13 protein-coding genes and 6 pseudogenes are annotated in these 24193 nt (G+C 43.6%); 7 read left to right on the top strand and 12 right to left on the bottom strand.

Features of this window, described 5'->3' with window-relative positions:
• The 3 genes and pseudogenes from OO184_RS21895 to OO184_RS21885 form a co-directional block, all read right to left on the bottom strand.
• Window positions 1-135 (bottom strand): annotated as a pseudogene (locus OO184_RS21895) (transposase); the annotation flags it as partial.
• Between the two features lie 370 nt (window positions 136-505).
• Window positions 506-2593: a peptidase domain-containing ABC transporter gene (locus OO184_RS21890; protein ID WP_265380983.1), complete on the bottom strand. Its 2088-nt coding sequence runs from the start codon at window positions 2591-2593 to the stop codon at window positions 506-508.
• A gap of 1 nt (window position 2594) precedes the next feature.
• Window positions 2595-3869, bottom strand: a complete 1275-nt coding sequence (locus OO184_RS21885; protein ID WP_265380982.1) for an HlyD family secretion protein — start codon at window positions 3867-3869, stop codon at window positions 2595-2597.
• Between the two features lie 1053 nt (window positions 3870-4922).
• Between OO184_RS21885 and OO184_RS21880 the strand changes: the two genes are divergently transcribed.
• On the top strand, window positions 4923-5147 hold the full coding sequence (locus OO184_RS21880; RefSeq protein ID WP_265380981.1) for a Blp family class II bacteriocin: 225 nt from the start codon (window positions 4923-4925) through the stop codon (window positions 5145-5147).
• Between the two features lie 695 nt (window positions 5148-5842).
• On the opposite strand, the pseudogene OO184_RS21875 reads toward OO184_RS21880, so the two are convergent.
• The 3 genes and pseudogenes from OO184_RS21875 to OO184_RS21865 form a co-directional block, all read right to left on the bottom strand.
• A pseudogene (locus OO184_RS21875) lies at window positions 5843-6253 on the bottom strand (transposase).
• Between the two features lie 115 nt (window positions 6254-6368).
• A complete protein-coding gene (locus OO184_RS21870) occupies window positions 6369-6713 on the bottom strand; it encodes a hypothetical protein (protein WP_265380980.1) in 345 nt (114 codons plus the stop codon).
• 564 nt (window positions 6714-7277) lie between these two features.
• On the bottom strand, window positions 7278-8081 hold the full coding sequence (locus tag OO184_RS21865) for a hypothetical protein (protein ID WP_265380979.1): 804 nt from the start codon (window positions 8079-8081) through the stop codon (window positions 7278-7280).
• Between the two features lie 979 nt (window positions 8082-9060).
• On the opposite strand from OO184_RS21865, the pseudogene OO184_RS21860 reads away from it, so the two are divergent.
• Window positions 9061-9660, top strand: a pseudogene (locus OO184_RS21860) (ISAs1 family transposase); the annotation flags it as partial.
• Between the two features lie 616 nt (window positions 9661-10276).
• Here OO184_RS21860 and OO184_RS21855 read toward each other — a convergent pair.
• A complete protein-coding gene (locus OO184_RS21855; protein WP_265380978.1) occupies window positions 10277-10981 on the bottom strand; it encodes a hypothetical protein in 705 nt (234 codons plus the stop codon).
• Window positions 10982-11647: 666 nt separating this feature from the next.
• Between OO184_RS21855 and OO184_RS21850 the strand changes: the two genes are divergently transcribed.
• From OO184_RS21850 to OO184_RS21830, 5 genes and pseudogenes are all read left to right on the top strand, one after another.
• On the top strand, window positions 11648-12334 hold the full coding sequence (locus tag OO184_RS21850; protein ID WP_265380977.1) for a PAS domain-containing protein: 687 nt from the start codon (window positions 11648-11650) through the stop codon (window positions 12332-12334).
• Window positions 12335-12373: 39 nt separating this feature from the next.
• On the top strand, window positions 12374-13060 hold the full coding sequence (locus OO184_RS21845; RefSeq protein WP_265380976.1) for a helix-turn-helix transcriptional regulator: 687 nt from the start codon (window positions 12374-12376) through the stop codon (window positions 13058-13060).
• Window positions 13061-13089: 29 nt separating this feature from the next.
• Entirely contained in the window at window positions 13090-13758 is a 669-nt protein-coding gene (locus tag OO184_RS21840; protein WP_265380975.1) for a PAS domain-containing protein, read from the top strand.
• A gap of 233 nt (window positions 13759-13991) precedes the next feature.
• A pseudogene (locus OO184_RS21835) lies at window positions 13992-14575 on the top strand (IS630 family transposase); the annotation flags it as partial.
• Between the two features lie 44 nt (window positions 14576-14619).
• Window positions 14620-14751, top strand: coding sequence for a hypothetical protein (locus OO184_RS21830; protein WP_265380974.1), 132 nt, complete (start codon window positions 14620-14622; stop codon window positions 14749-14751).
• A 255-nt stretch (window positions 14752-15006) separates the two neighbouring features.
• On the opposite strand, the gene OO184_RS21825 is transcribed toward OO184_RS21830, so the two are convergent.
• The 5 genes and pseudogenes from OO184_RS21825 to OO184_RS21805 form a co-directional block, all read right to left on the bottom strand.
• Complete coding sequence (locus OO184_RS21825) at window positions 15007-15480, bottom strand: hypothetical protein (RefSeq protein ID WP_265380973.1); 474 nt, start codon at window positions 15478-15480, stop codon at window positions 15007-15009.
• A gap of 17 nt (window positions 15481-15497) precedes the next feature.
• A complete protein-coding gene (locus OO184_RS21820; protein ID WP_265380972.1) occupies window positions 15498-16496 on the bottom strand; it encodes a hypothetical protein in 999 nt (332 codons plus the stop codon).
• A gap of 15 nt (window positions 16497-16511) precedes the next feature.
• Entirely contained in the window at window positions 16512-16742 is a 231-nt protein-coding gene (locus OO184_RS21815; RefSeq protein WP_051477035.1) for a hypothetical protein, read from the bottom strand.
• A pseudogene (locus OO184_RS25380) lies at window positions 16739-16996 on the bottom strand (TNT domain-containing protein); the annotation flags it as partial. The pseudogene OO184_RS25380 and the gene OO184_RS21815, both read right to left, overlap by 4 nt.
• Before the next feature lie 531 nt (window positions 16997-17527).
• A pseudogene (locus OO184_RS21805) lies at window positions 17528-24193 on the bottom strand (hemagglutinin repeat-containing protein); the annotation flags it as partial.

Below are 24193 nucleotides of genomic sequence, written 5' to 3'. Positions count from 1 at the left end.
AAATCGCTTTCTTAACATCAGGTTATCCCAGAAAGATAATGCTTTTTCCTTCATGTTACTACGGACATGAGTGATTAACGTTATTCCTTCTGCTTCCAGTTCATCTCACAAGGCTTGCGATAAATACCCTTTATCGCGAACATCCTGTTAACCCTTGTGCCAGCGACTCGACCAATGTCGATGCTACGGGAGCGGATACTCCAGCAGACTGTAGGATTACCATGCAAATGAAAGTTGGAAATTTCGAGGGCGCTAGATTATATCAGCCGCCGTATATTTTCTTGAGGTTCATCAGGCGCGGAACTCATCGGGGCGCGAGCAATTAAGCTCATTCAGACGCCGGATAGATTCAAGCAAGCTAACTTATCACCAAGATCAGTGTTGCAAAAATGGGAGTGACCATAGATTCCGTTTTCTGAAGCGACCCCTAAAATAGACTGCTATCGGGATCGCATGAAAGTTCTCATATGGAGACGATTGAACCGTTCAGCACTTTTGTGATTTTTTATAACGAAATCACTCTATCTACTGATGCAATAGTTGTTTCCCTGTGTGCAATAATCACACGGGTTATATTTAATTCTTTTATCGCCTGATTTACGTAATGTTCACTTTCTTTATCTAATGCACTAGTAGCTTCATCCATAAATAATATGCCAGGTTTTCTATAAAGTGCTCGTGCGATAAAAATACGTTGTTTTTGCCCACCAGATAGCCCTCCACCTAATTCGCCTATTAGTGTTTCGTAGCCCATTGGTAAAGTCATAATTGTATCGTGAATATAACTGGCTCGAGCACATTCCATCATCCATGTTTCGTCAATATTCTCCGAAAAACCGCAAATATTTTCACGTATTGAACCTGAAAACAGCTTGTCATCTTGCATCACACAACCAATGATTTTACGATAGTTATTAATGCCTAATTGTTGGATATCATTTCCGTCAACAATGACTTTACCTGAGCTAGGTTCGAAAAGACCGCACAACACTTTCATTAAAGTGGTTTTTCCTGCTCCTGAAGAGCCGATGATTGCTACGCTTTCGCCTGGTGCAATAACTATATTTAGGTTACTGAAAATTGCTTTAGATTGATCATCATAACGGAAATTAAGGTTTTGCGTCTCCAATGATATAGAAGGTGTAATAGTTCCATAATTATTATCAGGTTTTCTGGATTCCTGCTCATTAAGTGCGATATCTGCAACTCGCTCGTTGTGCAGGCTTATCATACGTAGCTGAAGCAAAAAACTAGTCAATGAAGAGACCCGATCAGAAAACTGTCCTCTGAACAAACCGAATGCCACAAACATTCCGGTGGTCATGTGATTGTCAATTACCAAGCTGACCCCTAACCAGAGTATGGCTATTTGATCAACGGTGGCAATAAACTTATTGGCTCCACCAAAAAAAAGATTCATTTTGGTGACTTTTATCTCTGTATTAATGGCATCAATTTTCAGGTTAAGCCAGTGGCTTTGGCGGCGTTCACTCATTTCCTGTATTTTTACGGTTGGTATTCCGTATAATGTTTCCATGAAGTAGGAGCTTGCTCGTGCGTCACGGATCAGTGATTCCTCTGATAACTGGCGATAGTAATCATAAGTAAACAATCGAATGAAGACATAGAGTGCGGTAAACCCCAACACGACCCAAGTTAAATAACCACCGTATAGTAACAGCATAGTAAACAAGCCCATAACCATAATACTGTCCATGATGACACCGACAATACTGGTCGTGAACGTATTTTGGAGTGCATCCAATGAAACAAACCTTGATTGAATGTCCCCGAATTTTCGCCTTTCAAAGTAACTGAGAGGTAATTTTAGCAAGTGCTTGAACAGACTTGATTGCCATTGCACATTGATTAATGTTGCCATTACTAATGATGACCAGGCACTGATCATACTCACTACAGTACTTAACAGGATAAAGAGTATAAGGCCTATGCAGATAGTCATTAGCAGTCCTTTGTCAGCTGCTGGAATAGCGTGATCCATGACTAATTGTGTTCCTATAGGTAGGACAAGATTTATAAACTCGACAATCACGGACAAGAAAAAAATTTTTGTCAAAGTGCCTTTAATACCTTGAACACTCTGAAGGAGAGTTTTTAGTTTAAGCCGATTTTTTGTTGTTTCTGCGGAAAACTTACTGTTTGGGTAAACCTCAAGTGCAATACCGGTAAATGACTGGGACATTTCAGTTAGTCCGACAACTCTCCGCCCCTGAGCTGGATCATGAAGTATAAAACGATCCTTTCTTACATTAACTAATACAACAAAATGGTTAAAGTTCCAATGAAGAATACAAGGTGTTTTTAGAGCACTAAGTTCATCTAAATCCAATGCTAATGCACGACTCGTCATATCTAATTGTGTGGCTATTTCTGTTATACCTGCTAGTGTAGTGCCGCGCGAAGAAAGGTTAAACTGTTGTCGTAGTGTTATCAGATCGATATTTTTACCATAATACCCCGCTACCATAGCCAAACAGGCTATTCCGCACTCCGATGATTCTGTTTGGTGAATAATTGGTACTCTATGGAATAAACTGATATCCAGCTTTTTCAAAAGGGGTTTCAACGTCATTTTATTCACCTTCTGGTCCCTGTATACTGTGTTTCATGTCATAAAAAGGGGATACCATCCATTGGTAAATTTTTCTTTTTTCGAGAAACAAGGTAACTTGTGCTTTCATACCGTTTCTCAGTGGCACGGATTTACCATTATAATAAATTTTCTGTTTTTCAGGTTTTATAACAACTTTGTAATAAGGTACAGAAAGTCCTTGCGTATTTTTCGGTGCTCCCTGATAAGTCAACATCTCCTGATGGGAAGCAGGAGTTTTAGATATTAGCTCAATAGAGGCTGCAAATTGACCAAATTTTTCAGGTGGAAACGCTTCATAACGAACATTAACGTTATCACCAGTGGAAAGATAAGGAATAGCATCGTTTGGCACCCAAATAACCAAATAATGAGCAGTTATTTCTTCTGGAATAATCTGCAACAGGCTATCTCCAGCATTCACCATCTGTCCGACTGTAACACTTAAAGAATCTATTTTCCCATCAGATAAAGCCCGAATAATAATTTCTCCACTGACATCAGTATTCAACAACTCTTTTTGCAGATCATACCGTTGAAGCTCCATTTGATAAATGCGATTATCAAATTCGGTGGATTGAGTTTTAATTTCGCTTTCTAATATGGCTATCTGCAATAAATTTTGTTCATTCTGACCACTTAAGCTTAGTAAGCCATTTTGTTGCTGGTAATAAAGTGACACCTGATTTGTTAGTTGATCTTTATTGATCAGTCCACGAACCTGATAGCTTCGATAATTTTCCATATTTTCCTTCGCTATTTTTATTCCTTCCTCAGCATATTTAATAATTTGAGAAGAGCGTTCAAGTGCTCCAATGTATTGTTGTCTTTGTTTTTCTAAGGCTTCTAATGTTGTTTTCTTGTTTTCTTTAATCCTTATAATGATTTTATCAATACGTGCTAACTGGTTTTCAATACTTTTTTTCTGGTTATCGCTAACAATACCACTTAGCGTGCTTTTGCTAACATCAATCTGATAAATTGGCTGATTTTTCTTGACTGTCGTCCCTTCTGTAACAAACTGTTTAACGACAAATCCCTGTACATTAGAGTAGACATTAACCGCTCTGGGTGAGGTGATAATCTCTCCAGTTACATTAACCCTTCGTATATACGAACCAAAGACAATAAATGCTATAAATGCGATGAGAAAAAAAAGGCTTATCATACTGATTAAACGAGGAGATAACCCTGGAATCAAAATTGCTTTTCCATGCCATTTTGTTTTTCTGCTTTCGATTGCTTGTTGACGAAACAATTATTCCCTCCAGATTAAAGTGATTAGGGTAAGATGATGGGTGTTTTTTGATCTTAAGTTGTGTGCAATACAATCTATATATGGATCAAAATCGCTCAACTTTGTTTTATTAAAGTATTAATCAGTGCTTTATATAAGTAGTTCAAAAAGAAGCCTTTCATGCTCTCGCCTTGTTAAAATGATGATTTGAAATTATCTACATTATATTATTGTTCGTTGATTTTAGTATTATATTATCTTTATTTTTTAGTATTTTTTTTACCACTTGACAGGCATATGAAAGTTAATCAATTATCCTTTCTCCCGATTGTATTTGTATACAACGTAAAAGTAACTTCGTAAATTATTCTCTTTGAATAATTAAGGGGAAAAATAAAAGATAACCCCTATTGTTTATATTGCTGCCAGCTCATCTTCGTATATTATGGTTTATAATCTTAGTGGTTGACAATCATAATAAAATAATGTTAGATATAAAGAATGGATAAATTAAATAAAACAGCAACTTAAAATGTAGTTAATTTATTCTTTTCAATGTTTATAAATAAACCGTTGTTTTATATTTTTAATATAATAATAACTGTGATTATTATATAGTTATAGTGATTTCGTTATTTTTTTTTGGGGGGGTAAATATGCCTGTGAAAAATTTATTCATTTTTTAAAAAATATTCATTTTCGTGTGTGATTATAATGAGTATTTAGGGGTGTATGAGAACGATTATTTCTTGGGTTCTGTTTTTTTTGATTTTTTATTTGTCGATATGGTTTTTCGTATACTTGTTTTGCGAAGAGTTTGACTTTAATAAAACGATGTGGTTGTCGTTTATTTTTTCTGGTGTTATGGCTTTAATTTTTATGAAAATTAGGAAACAGCGTGAGTAATCAGGGGGGATGATCTTAAATTGCATGCAACGAAACCTATTCGCAGATGAAAATCACTCAGTTTGGCCTTGTTAATGTATTTATTTGCATTTTATTTATATAAATCTTTTGAAAAGAAGTCTTCGTACTCTCGCCCTGCGTGAGTAATAAATCAAAAAAGAGGTTACTATGAAAGAATTAAATAATGCGGAGTTGCTCGAAGTGTCTGGTGGCGCTGATTTTAGTTATAGTTATAGCAATTTAGCTGAGGCAATGACTACTGGAGGAGTGGGCGGTGGCCTAGCAGGTGCTGCTGTAGGCGGTGTTGGTGCCATTCCTGGAGCTATAGGTGGAGCAGCTATAGGGGGCATGGGCTATCTCGCGGGTCGATTTGTGCAGGGGTTATTCAAATAATGGTGCGTCACGGCTACATTAATTGGTCGTTAACTTGAGTCGACGCGTTTAATGCGTCGATTACTGCATAGACCAAAACCATCCAACTAAAAAAGTAGGTGATTGTCAGGGCGAGAATACGAAGACTTCTTTTCAAAAGATTTATATAAATAAAGCACTGATCAATACATTAATATGTATTAGTCTGACATTGAACCTTGAAAGGCTGAGAGTTACTGGTTTTGATATGGGTGTCTGATCCTTGATACAAAACACGAGGTAACTTTCATGTTTTATACGGATCCTAGGTGAGTGGACCTACCTAGTCACCCAGAACCTGTTAATGGACACTCAGCCTTCCAAAATGATGTTCAATTTATCGGCCTCGACGTGCTTGCTGAAGGGCTGGTAATGAAATGGACAGTGCGCTGGGCAAAGCTGCCCTGTTTCTTGCGGGAGAAAGTCCCGTCGTAGAAGGTAAACCAGACCATATATGGACGTCCCCGGTTGTACAAGCATTGAATTGAAACGGTTTGCGACCATATATCCGGCGTTATTGTGGGTTAAATCACCCGCGCCATGATGTCATCCGAGCCCCGTTTCCTTATCACTACGTAGGTATCTCAGTACCTTGGTCTAGTCCAGGCTATTACAGGGACGATAAGCCGTTTTCTCATCAGTGTTTGCAAACTCAATAAAACGTCTTTTTTAACCGGTTAATTCACCGCTTTCTTCATCATAAAATCCACATCATCTTTCAAAATGCGCCAGATAATACGAACCAGTTTATTGGCCAACGCAACCGTCGCCTTCATGACCCCACATCGGGCAATTAACTTTCTTAACCACTCACCCAAGGTATCATCACGTCTTTGAGAATAGCGCATCACCGCACGGGCACCATGAATAATTAACGTTCGCAGGTGACGGTTGCCCTGTTTAGTTATGCCAGCCAGACGGTTTTTCCCTCCGAAACTGTATTGGCGCGGAACCAGACCGCATCAGGCAGAAAGCTGACGGCCATGTGAGAATTGTTCTACGTTGACCTCACTGACAAAAGCGGCGGCAATCAACGGTCCCACGCCAAGAATGGTCAGTAAGTGAGAGCATAAAAAAGTGTGGGGCACTTTATTTAGTTGGATATAAAGTCATACTTATCAGGGAATCTGAGCGAGTAGAGCTATTGGTTATCCGGTCAGCACTTCATCAGAACGTGATTTGCAAGACTACCGCTTCTTGCTCTCACATAATTGCCCCACAGATTTTTATGCTCTCCTTATAGAAATAGAAGGGATGCCAATAGTTTTTAAGTGTTTTACGGTCTAATGTCAGATGTTTAATCGTATAGCAAGAACCATCATCTTGGTCTATTCCTAACTGTACATAACCTATATGTTCATAAGAGATTTTATCGTTAATAAAATGCTTATAACATACCGGATATTCCACCACTATATCAGGATGGTTTGCCCCCATTGTATCATCGCAATGTTCAAGCAATGCTGTTTCCATTTCCGAAAATGATTCATAACCACGTATTTCAAAAATCATTTTATCCAATGAATTTTCAAATCTAATTTTTGCCATTGTTATTCTCCTTCTTTATATAAAAATCTAATCATTCCGACAGTGTTTGTCACGTAAAAAATAAGGGGTTTATACCCTCAATTTTCTCCAGCGGCAGGATCTGACGGAAAACAGGTGATTTCCGTCAGGGTAAAAATTGCTTAGAGGGTGTTATTGCAGAAATGACCACGGAACCCCTACTCCGGCTAGCTCATTAATTCTGATGCTAAACGATTGCCCCACGGATTTTTATGCTTGGGTGACCAGGCAGATCTACTCATCCCTCCCAAAATTGGTTCAGCTATTTTCCTCACAACTCCAACAATTGAGTGCAGCCGAGTTCTGACAAAATGTGCAGTGGTCTTCTGAAAATGACAAGTCATGTGTCAATTAAATCTAATTTCGATTCTATCATTTTTTCCGAATTTTGTAGTTATCCGAGGTAGTCATGGAGGGAAAGGGTTCCCCTTAGTACAGGCAGGTGCTGAGCCGTGACAAACTGACGCCCTCTTTATGGGAGAAATGAATCGCCGCAAATTCTGCATGCTGCAATGGGTGGCCTTAGTCATGATGACGGCACGAAACTCAGCTCATGAGCTTGGTCATCAGCGCGCAATACCTCGCATGGTCTAGTTCGGGAAACAACTTCGGCAGGTACTGAAGTTTTATTTGAACACTATGGACATCGTGCAGATCTGTTTCCACGATCCTGACATTTGACAGTACTCTCTCCAATCCCTGGTCCATCGTGATAAATCGAGTGATCATCGGAATACCAGATTGCTTTGCGATGGCTTTAATTAGGCCGATGCGTGATATGACATGAAGGTCGTTCAACACATTGTAGGCGTTCGGACAGTGCGGGTTAATTACTTTTCTTGCGTCATCATTTCCGTGCAAGCAAGCCAGACACAGAATCAACAGACTGTCATTGGCGGACAGACCTGCGGACCTTGCAGCACAAATCAAGTTTTGCTCGATGGCCGATCGCTTATTTTTACTAACCTTTGTGGCTATGAACTGCACCGCCTGCCGAAAAAACACCTCTCTTGCACCCCATTGCCCTTCCCGATAAGTGGTAAAGCAAGCTGCACAATCATCTCTTGAGGCGTCAAGCTGATCTGAGTCAATATTTGCGACGCTAAAGAATTGTCTGAGCGCTTCGGACTCCTTCTCTTGGCAAGCGGCTTTCTCTTCTGCGCTATCTTCTCGCCCGCATTCGCCCTCAATAATAGACAGTAATGGGCTTATGTAGCTCATAGGGGTATCGATTCTTCTGAAGAATTGTACATAGCGCAGCTTCCTTTTATCCGTCAGTTCCTTGCCGGCAACAACATTCTTAATGAGATTCACGACGTTACGGTCGAGAAGATACATAGGGTTCTTCATTAGGTTTACCTCCAATGTATTGTAAAATAATCGTTTTTTCACAACTGCAACTATTGGTGATTTTTCTGTGAAACAACCCATTTCCCACAGTTTACAAATTGCCAAGAGGTGCAACAATTTCGGAGTAAACCTGAACGTCATGTGCGTTACATTAAATTCATTCCGTTGAAAATATCTCTTCATTAATAACATAAATATTTTGTGGTTGCGTTCTTACTGTTAGTAATTTTGGTGAGTAGGTATTCACAATGTGGACATGAAGATAATGAATTCCATATTTCCCCCTGCGGGCTGCATTATTCCACTACACGCGGAACAATAGAACGTAGTCGATTTTGTACGATGAATTTTGCAATTTTGAATGAATTTAAAGTAGTTCCACCTAATAGTATTTACTGCGTTCAATGGTGTCATCAATCGTCTTATTTTTACTTCTGATTTTTTGCGCTCTTTCATCGGTTCAACCTTGCTTGTGACCTGTTGCCTAATTCATTTTCGCCACCATACCATTGTGAAATTAGCTCAAAAAAAAGAGTTAAAATCAACATTAAAGCCAGATCAACAGCTAAATCCGGATATCCCCAAAAATTAATCCAGTCAGGCTCCGCTTGGGGCTCCTAAGAATCAATAGACAGTATTATTTCTCATCACGTATAGTGTCTGGAATGAATAAATTTTCTGGAAATAGAGCTTGGAATGGAAAAGCAAAAACGAATGTCTGTACCTCGCAATACCAATAGTCAAAACCTAATGAAAGATGAGATGTTGGTAGCAGGGTAAATCCAGATACACTTTACAACTTATCGCAAGAACCGATATGTTTTTCAGGCTTGAATAGAAGGTGTCAGTTTTTCTGAATGGATACAAAAGCACCTTGGCGAAGTGTATGATAAAGCAGATACGCCGATAATTGTTGTCTGTGTTGTTATAAATTTATACTTAGGCTCACAACCTTCTATGTTATAAAGACAGACGCCTGTTGGATGCCTTGCATTGCCAGAAAGAAACCCTTGCGTTAATTACTCAGCGCGGCGGTGATTTTATTGTGGGTCTCAAAGGCAATCAAAAGACCCTCTATGAATAGGTCAAATCGTATTTTGCTTCGCATTATGAGAGTGATGAACTTGTTGAATTTACGCAGAAAAATAGCGGTCATGGACGGACAGAATTTCGGCATGTCATGCAAATTCGTGCCGTATTGCCGGAGGTCCTTCGGCGGCAATGGCCTTCAATACAAAGTGTTATTGAAGTCGTCAGTGAACGAAGCGTAAAAGGCCAGCCTCCCCATCGTGATTCACGCTGGTATGTCAGCTCGCTACCGTTGGAGGCGGAAATCGTGGCTAAGGCAATAAGAAGGCACTGGTCGGTAGAAAACGAGCTGCATTGGGTATTAGATGTCACTTTTCGAGAAGATGCTATCTCACTCAAAGAGCCTGATGGGGCTGCACAAATGGCGCTTTTTAACCGAATTGCATTAAGTGTGATTAAACAGAATACTAGTATAAAAGACAGTCAGGCGGCTAAACGTCGAAGAGCCATTTGGTCAGAGGAATTCCGTAGTCAACTTATCTTTGATTAAATTAAATACAAAGTGGAATCCCGCCCTGCCAACTAGGTAGAGTCCATCAGGATATTATACTTAGTACTTTGCAGTCCAATAGACGGTATTGCAAGTTATTGGCAACTTCTAGGGATATTTAATATCTTTCCATTCTGGTCGAACTCAATGTTGGTAATATCAAATCCTTGGTCATGCAGAAATGAAAGAAGCTGGGATGCCAAAGCCTCCGGCATATTAACGCTTTTGCTTGTTGTTCCCTTTCCTAGCTGTTCTGGATTTTCCTTATGACTTATCACTTGATTGGTATTTTTGAGATTTCCTAATGCAAATAGACGACCCCATTGACGCTGATTTAGCCCCGTATGAACGCGACAATCACGATATATTGCTTTCTTTAATGACTCTTCCTTTCTGTATTGATAAACTATGAGCCGTTAGAGACGTTGGATGAAAATCCTCACTAAGGCGGCTCTGGCAGCCCCAAGGTGTAGGAGCCTTGGGGCACCTTTTTACTACCGATCAAAGAAACTGGAAACTGAAGCAATGTCTTTTCGTCGTGTTACCTCACCAAGTTGAATTTGGCAATAGGAAATACCGTAATTAAGGGAAAGCTAACCCGCCCTTAGTTTTTAGATTAAAAAACATTCAAATGAGCCTGCATAACTTTGAATTCAAGAGGTGTAATCTCAGAGAAGCTTTTGCCTTTTTTATTGTCTTCACCTGAGTAGTTCACCAAGATTTCATTGAAACGCTTTTCTGGGTCATCATTTCTAGAGCACTTCATCAGAAAATAATGACCGTATTCGTACTCGCATTTTACCTCTGTAATATTGCAAACGAAATATTTCTCGCTCTCTTTATGAGCTTTGCGTTCTGCTTCCAGAAAATCGCATAAATCATTCCAGCGGATATGATCTTTTGAAACGATACAGGTGTGTCCACCAAAGGCATCTGTACGTTGTTTACTGCATGTATGGGCAGCTTGAATTTCTACCAAATGAGGAAGATCGAATGCGATGAGGACAGCCTGAGTAAAGATTGCTGCGTGTTCAGTATTAATACTCTCGCCGGCATGAATCCATAGACCATATGGATGTTTATCTAATATAAAATCCCATTCTAGAGAAAAACTGTCGTCATTCCGGTCAGGATGATTTTGAAAACAGTGGCGAATAATGCTCTCTTTTGGGTCAAATACTTCATCCTTATGCTCTGAAATGACTGTCCTTGCGAATTCAGTACATTCACTATAAATATGAGTGAGTGCTTCAATTGCAACGGATGCTTGCTCCCCAGAACAGGGAACAATAAAGGAAGCTTCAGTATAATAATCAGACATGTGGCACCTCACTAAGGTATGCTTGTGAAAGACCTGATACGTAGGAGTTATCAGGATATGTTTAAATTATACAGTCTAATGAACTGCTTTAAAATTACTTTTTCTACATTATTTACACGCTATACGCTGGCAGTCTTTTTATTCTGAATTATATTATCTGGAAACTTGCTCGATTGGGCCACGTGTTAAATATTTAGCCAATATGATGAGTGAGTTGAGAGGATAGAATATTCAATTCGAAAGTCTGACCGGCGTTATCAGTGTATTCGATTATTGATTTAGTGAGAAGTTAAAGGAATAATTAAGTAATTATTCCTATTCAAACATGATGCTTAAATTCCATAAAATAAAAATTTATATTGAAATATACGAAAAATTTTTTGGCGATGTTATTTTTCCAGACTTTTTTTAATGTTTTTCTGAATTAGTATATCAAAAATAAAAATCCATTAATCAATCGGTATTTAGGTTAATAACAATTGATAATTGAAATAATTATTTCACAATGAAATTATCACAATAACATACTGTCAATTAAATAAAATATTACTAAGAACATAAAATGCATTTCATGTCAAATAACATAACTGTGGTTTTTGACGAGTAAATTATTATGTTCTATTGTATAGTTATTTAAAAGTTCTATGACAAATTAAGGATGTTTTTATGACAAATAAAAGAAAGATGCCAAATATCACTCCACAATTGATTAATATGTGGAAAAGAAGCAATGAACCGTGGGGTGCTAAAGATTGCCAGTCAAAATTTATTTATGCTAACGCTGCTTTTTATCAACTTATCAACCTTCCTGAAGATTTCGATATTATAGGGCTTTCTATGGGTGAATTACCCTCACCTATTGCTGAATATGCCGAAGAACTCCACCGTCAGGATCAAAAAGCCATCCAAACTATGCAACGCGTTACTTCACTGGAAACACATCAGTTTGGAGAAAATAACGTTAAACAGACCTATATTTGCGATAAATTTCCCCTTTTTGATGAGAATAATGATTGCATTGGGATCTTCTTTCATATGTATAAGGCTCAAGATTTTTCTGTTTCTTACTATTATGAGAGAACATCACCATCAACCCTGGAATTTATACCGCCTAATAATATATTGACGCAAACCGAGTGGGAAGTGCTTTTTTTGACCCTACGCTTACAAGATGAAGAGAGTATCGGTAAAGAATTAATGGTGAGCACAGAAGATGTTGTTGATCATATTCAGTCAATTTACCAGAAATTTAATTTACCACTACATACAGAATTATCTGATTTCTGTAAGAAAAATAACTATCATCTTTATATTCCAGAACGTTTTATCACTATTGGCAGTAAAGAGTTATAAACCGAAATTACTAACTTAACTTTACAATAGGATTTCATTATGAACTACGCTAGCAAATTAAGTATTTCCCCTCAAGTTATTAATACTATGCAGCAAAGTAATGAACCTTGGGGAATAAAGGATAAAAATTCGTGCTGGATTTTTGGTAATCAAGCGTGTAAAGCTTTTCAAAATTTTGACAGCTCATTTGATTACGAAGGGCGGTATGACGATGAACTCCACTGGGATGGAGCTGAGTTTGCAAAAGAATACGTTATTCACGATCAAAGTGTGATGAAGAACGAAGAAAGAGTATGTTCGCTTGAAACACATATGTTCGGGAACGATAAATTTTTATCATCTTATTTTTGTGAAAAATATCCGCTATACAATAATGAATACAAATGTATAGGCACCTTGCTTCATTGCTATAAAGCTGGGAATTTCTCATTGACCCGTCTGTTTCATGGAAAACTACCAGCATCGATATTATTCCAGCCACCGACGGATTTATTTACTCAACGGGAATGGGACGTTATTTTCCTCATGTTACAAAAATATACTAGTAAACAAATTGGTAGGATGTTAAATATTTCCTACCGTACTGTTGAAACCCATATATTACGCATATACAGAAGGATTGGCATTAACTCTAGTTACCAATTAGAAGAATATTGCCGCACGAATGATTATGATCTCTATGTACCAGAAAGATTTGTGCATCCAGTAAGCAAAATTCTTCCTTAACTCTTAAATTATAAAGGAATTTTTAAAATATGAAGAACTTCGCCGTATTATCATCTCAGATTATCAACACAATGGAATTAAGTAATGAGCCTTGGGGAGTGAAAGATAGTTCTTCATGTTTTATTTATGGTAATAAAGCGTTAAGTTCTATCAAAAATTTCTCAGAATCATTTGATTACAGTGGACTTTATGATCATGAGCTTCCTTGGAATGGCGCTGAATTTGCAAAGGAATATATTGATCATGATCAAAAAGTTATGCAAAAAGAGCAAAGAATATGTTCACTTGAAACGCATGTATTTGGTAAAGACAAAATTCTATCATCTTATTTCTGTGAAAAGATGCCTTTTTATCATGAGGACGGAAATTGTATAGGCGTTATATATCATTGTTGGAAGGCGAAAGACTATTCATTAACCTGTCTGTATCAATATCATAATAAATTTCCCTCATCCATTTTACTCCAACCACCGACAGATTTTTTTACTGAACGTGAATGGGATATTATTTTTCTTTTCTTGCAGAAATACACAAAACATCAGATTGGAACAATATTAAATATTGATTTTAGTGAAATTGAAATTCATATAACAAAAATATATCACAAAATAAGTATTAACTCCAGTCTTCAATTAGAAGAATATTGTCGAATCAATAATTTTAATCGTTATATACCTGAAAAATTCTTACTAACTTAAAGAGCTTCTTCTACCATCATGCTTGGGGTGCGAACAGAATTTTTTTGTTAAAACCTCAGGCAGTTAATGCACCTCTCATTGACTTTATTACAAACTAAATAGGTAAATAATCCCTTGTTCTTTAACATCAATCGGTACTGCATGTACAGGCATAGTAGTTCTCCTTAAAAATTGGGGCGACAACTATGCTGACACAGGGGGTTATTGGGTGATCTCTGAGGACGAAAATACGCATCTGGCGCAGAGCCGCCCCCACAGTGAAACAACCGGACCCGGAATATGATGAAAAAATGGCAAAAATCACGGAAGCGAATATATCAGAAAGACATCCGGTTTTTTATGAAGATGAAGTCGACATTGATTTAACCTCCAAAATCGGTGCAGATTGGTGTTTCAAAGGCCAGCAAAAACGGATAGTCACACCGGGAAAAAACGAAAAATATTATCTGGCGGGCTGCCTCCATGCACAAACCAAAGAAGTCACTTACGTAAAATGAGAAAAAAAGAATTCTGATTTGTTTATCAAAATGTTAGATGAACTCAATGCCCGTTATCCCCATGCGGAAACTATCACGTTAATCTTAGATTCATAAAAGTCATAAACTGGCTGGCACAACATGGCAGGTTCACACTTTTATTTTTACCGGTTTATTCTCCCTGGTTGAATAAAATAGAACGGTTATGGCAATGACTCAATCACGTCGATGTCTTTTTACGATCGTTTTCATCGCAGCAAAAACCCGGAATACAAAAAAATGAGTGGAGCACTATTATGAAAAATGATTTAGGGTGGTTATTTTTGTCTTTGGGTATATGATGTATCTGATTATGAGATAACGACAGTTAATAAGAAGGTGATTTATGAATGTGATATTAAATGCAAAACAAATTAAAGAAATTGCTGAATATGCAGGATTTTCTATCGAAGAGAAGAATATTGATTGTGAGAAAAAATATGAAATCTGTTATGATACAATTCCTGAATGTCAGTAATCAGATACAGTAAAATACAACGGATTGTTTATCCGCTTGTTGAATATGAGGTAATATGCACTGAGTGTTTCAAAGAAATGTATCCGTTGGATATATTTCAAGATATTTGTCATAGTTACAGGACTGCTGACGATCAATAGCTTGGGGTTTGGGGAGTAACAGAACCAAAATAACGGTTAAGTGGTTAAATAAGGAAGATCCCAACTTTTGGGGTGCAGTTCATTAGGCTGGGATCTAGTCACTTGTATGATTTAACTAATTACAGGTGATTTCATAAAGCGTATCAGGTGGTGACTGATATTTCTCAAAATCTGCATGTATCACATCACGCATTTCAGAAACATGAATTTTTTTGATTGTTTCAATTTGTTCACATTCTGTAATTGAAACAACCATTTTCGTTGCTTTCGTGATTTTGATCATATCAAGCAAGGTAGTTATAAGGATATCCAATCTTTCCTTGGGATTAGCTGGAAAACCTATATCCACTGTTTCAGGATCATATTGATAATAATCTGTCAGATAAGTAGCGTTAGGATAACCAGGTACATCACCAATCAAAAATATAAAACAATCACTATTTGGAATAAAATTATCTGGATAATTATACAGTTCATTTCTAGGTATAATTTGTATTCCTAACTTGCTATTACTTATAAAATCATCTAAGGCAATATTTGTATCCGAATCGAGTATCGGTTCTAGATAACCACAAACATCATTTGACATATCTATATTCCTAATAATTATTTTTCTGGTACCCAAGAACCAATCGCTTTACCATCTTTATCTATTTTTCTGTAATAGCGCTTATCAACAAACCCTCGGTCATTATAAGTAATTTTATGTTCATGAGGTGGAACCTTACCTTTTTCATCATAACCCAACTCACCATGAGTTCTTTGCTGTCCATAATCCTCTCGGGAAAATGTACGTCCTTTACTATCATAATAAGTGATACTCCTCGTTCCATCCGCCCTGGATACTTCATAAATAGAATTAGGTGTTGATGTCTTCGGCACCTTTCCAGAAGAAACAATAACATGCTCAGTGACTATCTTGTTTGTTGCTGGATTTATCAGCTTCTCTTTTTCCAGATGCTGTCCAAAATTACTTGAGCGATTTCCTTTTTGGCTAGCAGTAATGTTTTCTTTAACATTGTTAGCATCAATTATCGTTCCTTTTCCAACGCTGGTTTTACTATTAGGCTGCCCCCTATTACTAGCTGCTCCTCCAATAGCTCCGACCGCGGTTTCCAGCAACATCAGATTCCGTTGCTCTTCCTTAACGTACTGTGCCGCATCCGCTTTAGATAATCCGGCATTTTCCAGCTCTTTCTGCCTCAATTCCGTGTTGAAGAACCCGGAGAGTGGCCCACCGCCACCATTTAGCCAGCTGCTCTGCTCTGAACGGCCTATCTTGTCATTGGCACGATAGCCCGATACCGCCAGTTCTTTACCCAGCTCATGGTTAATAAAGGCCAGTTCTTCACGGCTCAACTCGCCATTCAACGCCATCTGCTTCAGGGTGTTGATGGTCGCATCACTGGCCTGCCGGTACTCTGTCCAGACTCCTTTACGGCAGCTATCATCCTGACATGAGGCCAGTTTATCGCGCATGTCCTCCACTGACGGCAGACCTTTATCCAGAATCCGCTGACTCAGTTCTTTGGCCTTGCCGCACGCTGCCGGTGACAGCGTACTGCAATCCCCCAGGTTTCGCGAGGCCAGCGCATTATTCTCCACAACAGTTCTAAAAAATCACCAGCCATAGTCATCTCTCATTATTTGATAAAATCTATCGTAAGCTGACTCTTCATTGGTAAAAACTTCCTTATATGTAATTTTCCCTCTGCTGTTGTATATAACATCCCAGACTCCATCATGAGGGTTAATACATAGGCACTCTCCTTCTTTCAACCCATCTAAACTATAAATACCGTTAGGTACATTTTTATGTTCAAGGATGGATACTAATTCTTGCCTTGTCATTTCTTCTCTCCCAAGTAATGATTATCTAAATACCATTGAACAGGCTTAGGTAGTTCATATTGAGTTCCTTGCCCCTTTTGACCAAACCATGGCAATATCTTACTTTTTGAAACATCATCTATAGGTTTTAGAACTTTATACACATTATAAGGTGCATTTACAGAATAAGATGGTAATGCCCTATTCTCAAATGGTATCCCCACTGGAGATGTAAATGTTCCTTTTGTTGAACCATACCTATCAATAATTGCCCCGTTTGGCAGCGTCACTTTCTCAACAGGGCCATAAGCTCCTCGATTTGGCGGCCAAATTCCAAGCGATTCCTGAACTGTCCCTTCCGCTTTACTAAATTTACCAAAATTAGAAGACTTGTTTGCTTTTTGACTTGCTATAACATTCCCTTTGACATGTTCAGCTAGCAAATCTCCGTTTCGATTAACCACTTCTGTCGACTGATATTTACTCAAAGACAGATACACCTTTGCTGCTGCAAACTGTATCAGTTTCGCTTCACTGCTGGGTATCCCACCGGCAACAATTTCCGCCGCTTTCTGTGGCGTCATCTGCTCATTTGATAACACGACATCCAACGGAACACCAAAAAAGTTACCCCACGCAATAATTAGACCTTTTGCCGGGTCCTGACCATCGGGGACTTGTCCTTTCAAGTAGTGAGTTAAGGCTGCGTTTATTTCTTCGGGTGTTGCCCCGGATTGAACCATTTTTTGAGCCAGTGAACCCGCGCCTTCAAAATGTTTAGCACCTTCGGAACCAAACAGATTTCCCATGCTAAGGGCATTATTGTCCACCGCATTCTTCCCAGCCTGGGCCCCGGTAATGGCGCTCCCGGTAGAGTCACCGGCAATGCCGCCGGCCAGCCCGGCTGCCAGGGTGGAAAGGGTGCTGACAGTCTGTTTCTGCTCCTCCGTTAACTCACTGACTTTGGCCTTGTCGCCGTAAAGCTGCTTAATCAGTACCTGTGCGGCCAGTTCACCGGAAGCGGCCCCGGCTGCTCCCGCCAGAGCATTATTACCGCTCACCTCCGCCGCCACCGCGCCTAAAATCGCATGGGCCAGCGTATTGGTGGCGATATCCACCTGATGGGTTTGTGGGTCAGTCGTTAGATCTTTAATCACCCCGGCCAGATACGGCGACGCGCCGCCGGCCAGCGCCTGACCGAGATTGTTCCCCGCCAGGCCCTGAATCGCTGCCGTAGCCGCCTGCAAAGCTTTCTGGTATTTACCGCCGGTTCCCAGGCCGGAGTCATTCAGTGCCTGAGTGTAAGCCGTGTCATAAATTTGTTTACTGATATCCGCCGAAGTCGGATGTTTATTGCCTGCGTTGATCAACTTTTCTCTGGCATCGGCTTTATCCTGTTCACTGATATGGTCCAGTTTCGCTTTCGCCGCTTTTGTGGCGATAATTTTCCCTTCCGTCCCGGCTATCTCGGTCATCTGGGCGCTGAGTTCGCCAATCAGTTGCGCCTGTTTTAACCGTTGTTGCTCTTTCTCCTTATCAAATATCGGACTCAGGACATTGGCCGCATTATCGGTATCACGGCTTAAGTTCGCGATATCCTGTGTCTGGTGGTCCTTATCCCGAATAATCAGGGTGCCGTCACTGACGGCGGCATGCGTGGTACTGCTGTCATGGCCCTGATTATGGGTCCCCGTCAGCGCATTAACCGCCAGATTATTCAGCACCTGACCGGTGGTTGGCTGACCAAGGCTGACGCCCGCACTCTGCTGTTCGACAGTAAAATCCGCTTTATTTTGAATGTCTTTGAAGCCTAATGTCCCGGTGTTGAGGGTGTTTTTGGCTTTGTCAGCTTGACTTGCTATCACCGCACCATCCAGTTGGGTGTGGTCGCCGACGTTAACCTGATAACCGCCTTTACCAGCAAACAGCCCGGTTTGCTCCTGCACTGAATCGTAATTGCTGTGCAGTTTGTTGCGGCTGACATTGAGGCTCGCTGTACCGTTGGTGAGGGGCCCTACGGTGGTACTGACGCCCGCGCTGGCGTTGTGTTGCTGGCTGTCATAGCGGTTACTGTCCTGCTCGCTACTTAATGCCAGGTTACGCTTCACCGTCGTCGTAATCTGTTCGCCGCTGACTTGTGCCCCTTTTAACGTCGTATCCCGGCCACTGTTGAGGGTAATGGTCTGTCCTGCGTCTAACGTGGTGTTATGGTGGCTGACGCCGTTGCCGTTTTCACGACCGTTACCCCGGCTGACATTGGCCGAGACGTTCAGACCGGTGCCTCCCGGTCCGGCAGTCAGGCCCACGCCCAGCGAGCTGCCGTGGCTGCTGTTTTTGCCGGTGGTCTGTTCGGTGTTCTGGCTGGACGAGAGCGTGATGTCCCGATTCGCATTGAGTTGCAGGTCTTTACCCGCCTGTAACTGGCTGCCCTGAATGCGGATATCGCCGTTCGGGCCTGAGGTCCCTTTATCGCCACCGTGCGCCGTTATCGTGAGGTTATCCCCGGCAGTGAGGTGGCTGCCCTGTTGGGTGGTCTGACGGGACTGCTGTTCTGAACGAGCAGACTGGCGACCGTAGGACAGGCTCACCCCGGCCAGGTTGTTATTGCTGCTGTCACTGCCCTGAACTTCCGCCAGTCGGGCGGCTTGAGTCGCCTGTACCCCGCTCAGCGCGGCTTTGGTATTTTGCAACGCTTTCAGGCGCGGGTCGGCAGTCTGTTGCGCTTCATGAGCCGTTTGCACGGCCGTGTTGATGGCGCCTCCGGCGGCTCCGCTCAGCGCTACCGTCAGGCCGCTCTGTTTTTGTTCGGTTTTTGTTGTGGTGTGATTGCGGTTTTCCGCACTGGTGACCGTGACCTGTCGGCCGGTCAGCGTCAGGTCTTTACCGGCAATCACTTCACTGCCGTGAACCCGGAGTTGTTCTCCCGCGTTGAGCGTCACGTTGCCCTGACTGCTGCCGACCGTGCTGCCTTTGCTAAGCTGGCTGTCACTGTCGGTGGTGACTTTCTGACTGGCTTTGCCCAGAGTAAATCCAATCCCGCCGGTCCCCATCAGGCCCGATTTTTTCTCCTGCCGTAAATGGGTTTCACCGTGAGATTCGGCGGCGGCGGTGACGGTAAGCTGCTGACCGGCGTTCAGGCTGACATCCTGCGTGCCCGCAACATTGCTGCCGCTGATATGCAGGTCTTTTCCGGCCTGTAGATTGACCTTATCGCCGCTGAATGTGGTACTGAGCGCCTGCCGGTCATGCACTTCATCGTGGGTTTCCACCGACGACTTCGACAGCCAGCCTTTGCTGGTCTGTTTACTGTGCTCCACTAAGTCGGATGAGGCGGTACCGGTTGTCAATGTCAGGTTATTTCCGGCCTGCGCCGTCAGGTGTTGACCGGCATTGACGTGAGCGGCGGTGGCGGTCAAATCCTGCCCGGCTTGCAGGGCCACCTCACCCGCACCGGTTATCTGGCTGCCGATATCTTGTTGTTGGGTCAGATGGCGATAGTTATCTTTCCCCCAGTCGCCCTGCTCTGTACGGCGCGTGCTTAGGGTATCCAGCGTCAGGTTATGGCCTGCGGTTATCTCGGTGCGACCGTCTTTACCGGCGTTCTTCACCTCACTGGCGGTTAATTGCACATTGTTGATGGCGCTCAGCGATAAGGTGCCTTTATCGTTCTGCACATAAATCCCCGCCGGACGGTCCAGCCAGCGGTTAGCCTCATCCCCGCGCAACGTAGACGCACTGGTGATATCGCGACCTGTCAAAGCTACCCGGTCATCCCCCTGAATCTGCCCGCCCCGGTTGGTGAGCGTTTGTTGGGCCGTCACATCCACTTTGCCGCCGCGAATAAAGCCGCTGTTGGTCAGGTTGTTGGCGGTCAGTTGGGTGACGTCACGTCCGCTAATCGTGCCGCTGTTGGTAATATCGCCCTGACTGTTAAGGGCCACGGCATTACCGGCCAGCAAGGCGCCATCACGGCTCAGGTCGCCCTGACGGACACGCGCATACACCTGCGGCACGGTGACCACCTCAGTAGTTCCATCCGGCAAAGTCACGGTTTGGTTCGTCAGCCAGATAATATCCGAAGTCAGCAGCGCCATCTGCGCCGGACTCAAGGCGACGCCCGGCGTTAACTGTTGCTGTTGGCCAAAGGCAATTCCGGCATCCATCAGCGCTTTAAACTGCGCTTCGTCGTTGTTGTAGCCGGGCAGATAGCGCCGGCCGGTCAGTTGGGTAATCTGGTCCCGCACCAAACGCTGTTCGTAGAACCCATCCCCCAGACGTTTGTGAACCAGCGCCGGGTCGTGCGTTAACTGTTGCCGCATGTAATCCGAGCCCAGCCACTGTTTATACTGGGTAAATTTCGGGTCGGTTTCGACCAGATAGTGGCTGTCACTGCCCGGTTGCACGGTATACAGACTGTTATCCGGCAGGCGGGTATTGGGGGTCACTACGCGTATCACCGGGTCGATTGTTTGCCCTTTCACCGTTTCCGGGGGCAAACTCAGTTCAAACGGTTGACCAGGTGGCAAGACCAGAGGCTGGTCGTTTATCCCGCTCACCGGTTTGACCGCCGTGGGGGCATCGTGTATCTGGCCGGTCTGTCGGTCCGTAATCGTGATATCGGTGTTCTGTGGCCGAGTATGGTCCTGCCAGGCCAGCGTTTTCAGGTCAATCGTTTCTACCACCGGCGCGGGGTTATAACTACTGCGACTTTTCCCCTGAGAAGTTTTGGTACCCCGTGCTCTGGGCTTAAGTCGTTTCTTTTTCGCATACCAGTGAGTCTGGCGACCTTTATCGGTGGTGATACGTTCGCCCTGAGTGGCTATATTGTGCAGTTCACCGATTTCGCCGTTTAGCTCGCCGCCGGCGACAATTTGGCTGTCGTGATTAGTGACTTTCGCACTGTTGAGCGTGATATTGCCGCCGGCCAGAATTTTACCGGGATCACTCTGTTTGACCTGCGTTTCCTTCACGGCGCGGGTGTACTGATATTCGTAAAAGTCATTACTGCGGCTGCCGTCCGGCATGATGGCATCGTGCACGCCGTATTTGTTGTGGCGGGAGGTGTCCACCTGCGACCAGTCATAGCGGGTGGTCTGGCCGCTCAATACCGCATCGTGATGTGGCGATTTTTCCGTTTCGACGACCTGAGTCACCAGACCGGCGTTGGTGTTTTGAATCTGGTCAGCCTGAATCTTCAAATTGTTCCCGGCCTCAATTGTCGCCGCGTGGTTATTGAGTTCACGCGCCTGACCGGTGGCTGTCAGGCTGTTGTCTAACTGGCCGCCAATGTGCATATCGCCCACGCTGTAAATCTGGGCATGATGCTGGTTGTTGAGTATCCCGGTGCCGATATCCAGCCGGTCACGCGCGGCAATCACGGCGGCTTTGCCGTCCTGTGCGCTGTTATTCAAGGTCCCCGTCTGGAGGGCAAGTTGGTCGCCGTAAATGCGCCCGGTGCCGGTATTGTTCAGGGTGTTGGCCGTGAGATGGGTCAAACCGCCGTCAATCAGTCCGGTATTGTTCAGCGTATCGTGGACCTTGATTTGTGTTTGCCCGGCGCTGATTTCACCGGCGGCGCTGTTGGTAAGATTTTGCGCCCCAAGATGCAGCGCCCGACCGGCTTTTATCTGGCGGTCATTGCGGAGATTGCCGGTGGTTTTCAGGGTCAGATTGCCATTGGCCGCCATGTTGCCGGTATGGTGAAAATCCCCGGTTAAAGTGATCGCCATATCGCCCTGCGATAACAGTTGGCCGTCCCCACTCAGGCCGTGAGCGTTAATCGTGGTGTGTTCCCCGGCAATCAGGGTGCCTTGTTGGTTGTTAATCCTCAGATGCGGTTGCTGAGCCTCGCGGTTGATAGTGAGCTGTTTGCCTGCGGAGACCAGCCCCTGAGTATTATTCAAGGTCTGGCTGATATTCGCTTGCAGGCGGTTAGCCGCCCGTAAAGCGCCCTGACTGTTGTCCACCTGTTGGGCGTTGACCGTCAGGTTGTGCGCTTCCAGTCCTTTATCCGTCTGCGCCGTGTCGCGGTTAATCAGGTGAGCGGTATTCAGGGTCAGTTGCGCACCGCCACGGATAAGGCCGCCGGTGTTATCGGTTTGGGTTTCAACATTAAGAGCGGTATCGCCCACGGCTCGCACCTGCCCGTGACGATTGTCGAGCCGCTGGGTTTTCAGGTTGAACGTACCGGCCGACAACAATTTGCCGTCCCGGTTATCCGTCTGCGCCTGTCGGGTGTCGATAACCAACTGGCCGCCTTGCAGATGACCGTGGCGATTGTCCAGCGGGCCGCTGGTGACGGTGGTTTTGCCCTCGCCGAGAATCTGGCCCTGCTGGTTATCCAGTAATTGCCCGTCGGTGTCCAGATTCAGGGCGTCTGCGGATTGTAAGGTCCCGTTGCGGTTGGTGAGTTGCTGACTGTGAATGTCCAGTCCGCCATTTCCGGCTATCTGGCCCTGAGTATTATTGAGTACGCTGCTGGTCAGCGTCGTTTTGCCGTCCGCGGCTATCATGCCGCCGGTGTTATCGATGTCGCCGGTGCGCAGGGTTAACTGCCCGCCGCTTAACAACCGGCCTGCTTTTTGGTCGGTATGGCGGGTATTAATGAGCCCATGCCCGTGGGTATCAACGGCCATCTCGCGGCCGGATTGGAACAGCCCCGCCGTGTTATCCAGTTCACCACTGTTTAAGGTCAGAGTGTCCTCGGCTATCACCTGTCCCGCCGTATTGATGAAGGGCTGGCCGGTGGTCTGGCTGTTGATATGCTGCGCCAGCAACACTCCCTGCGTGTTATCCAGGGTCTGGCTGGTCGTGGTCAGTCGGGTTTTGGCTTCAAGATGGCCGTTAGCGTTTTGAATGGCTTTGCCAATGGTCAGGGTGGCGCTGTCCCCGGCCGCCACGATGCTCCCCCGGCGATTATCCAGTTGGGCCGCGCTGAGCCGGAGCGCGTTACCCGCTTCCAGCCGGCCCGCCTGATTGTCCAGCGTGTCTTTGACCGTCAGTGTCAGCGAGCCTTTGTCGGCAGCCACAAGGTTGCCGTGACGATTATCCACGGTCGTTGCCTTAAGGTTCAGGTTACCGTTACCGGCAAGGGTGCCGTTCTGGTTATTTAGGGTGTTCACCGTCAGAGACAGCGTATCTTTGCCGCGTTGTTGCATCACACCGCCTTGATGGCTCAGGGTGTCCGCATTGATAGTAATCTGCCCGGCCTGCGTTTCGGCGTGGTTCAGTTGCAGTTCACCGGCTTGTATCGTCAGGGCGCCGTTGGTGAGCAGTTTGCCCTTATCACCCAGCCAGCGTTGACTGTTGAGTGACAATTTCCCGTTACCCGCCAGTTGCACTGTGCCCTGAGTGTTATCTGCCTGACGCGCAGTGAGATGCAGGTCCTCGCCCTGACTGGCAATGTTGCCCTGATGGTTGTCAAGCTGGTCTGTGGTGAGGATCAACCGTTTCCCTTGATTGAACACTGTCCC

The sequence above is a fragment of the Photorhabdus aballayi genome (genome assembly GCF_026153155.1).
Lineage (GTDB): Bacteria > Pseudomonadota > Gammaproteobacteria > Enterobacterales > Enterobacteriaceae > Photorhabdus > Photorhabdus luminescens.
Note: the sequence above shows the minus strand (reverse complement) of the source record. Positions and strands in the feature narration are given on the sequence as shown.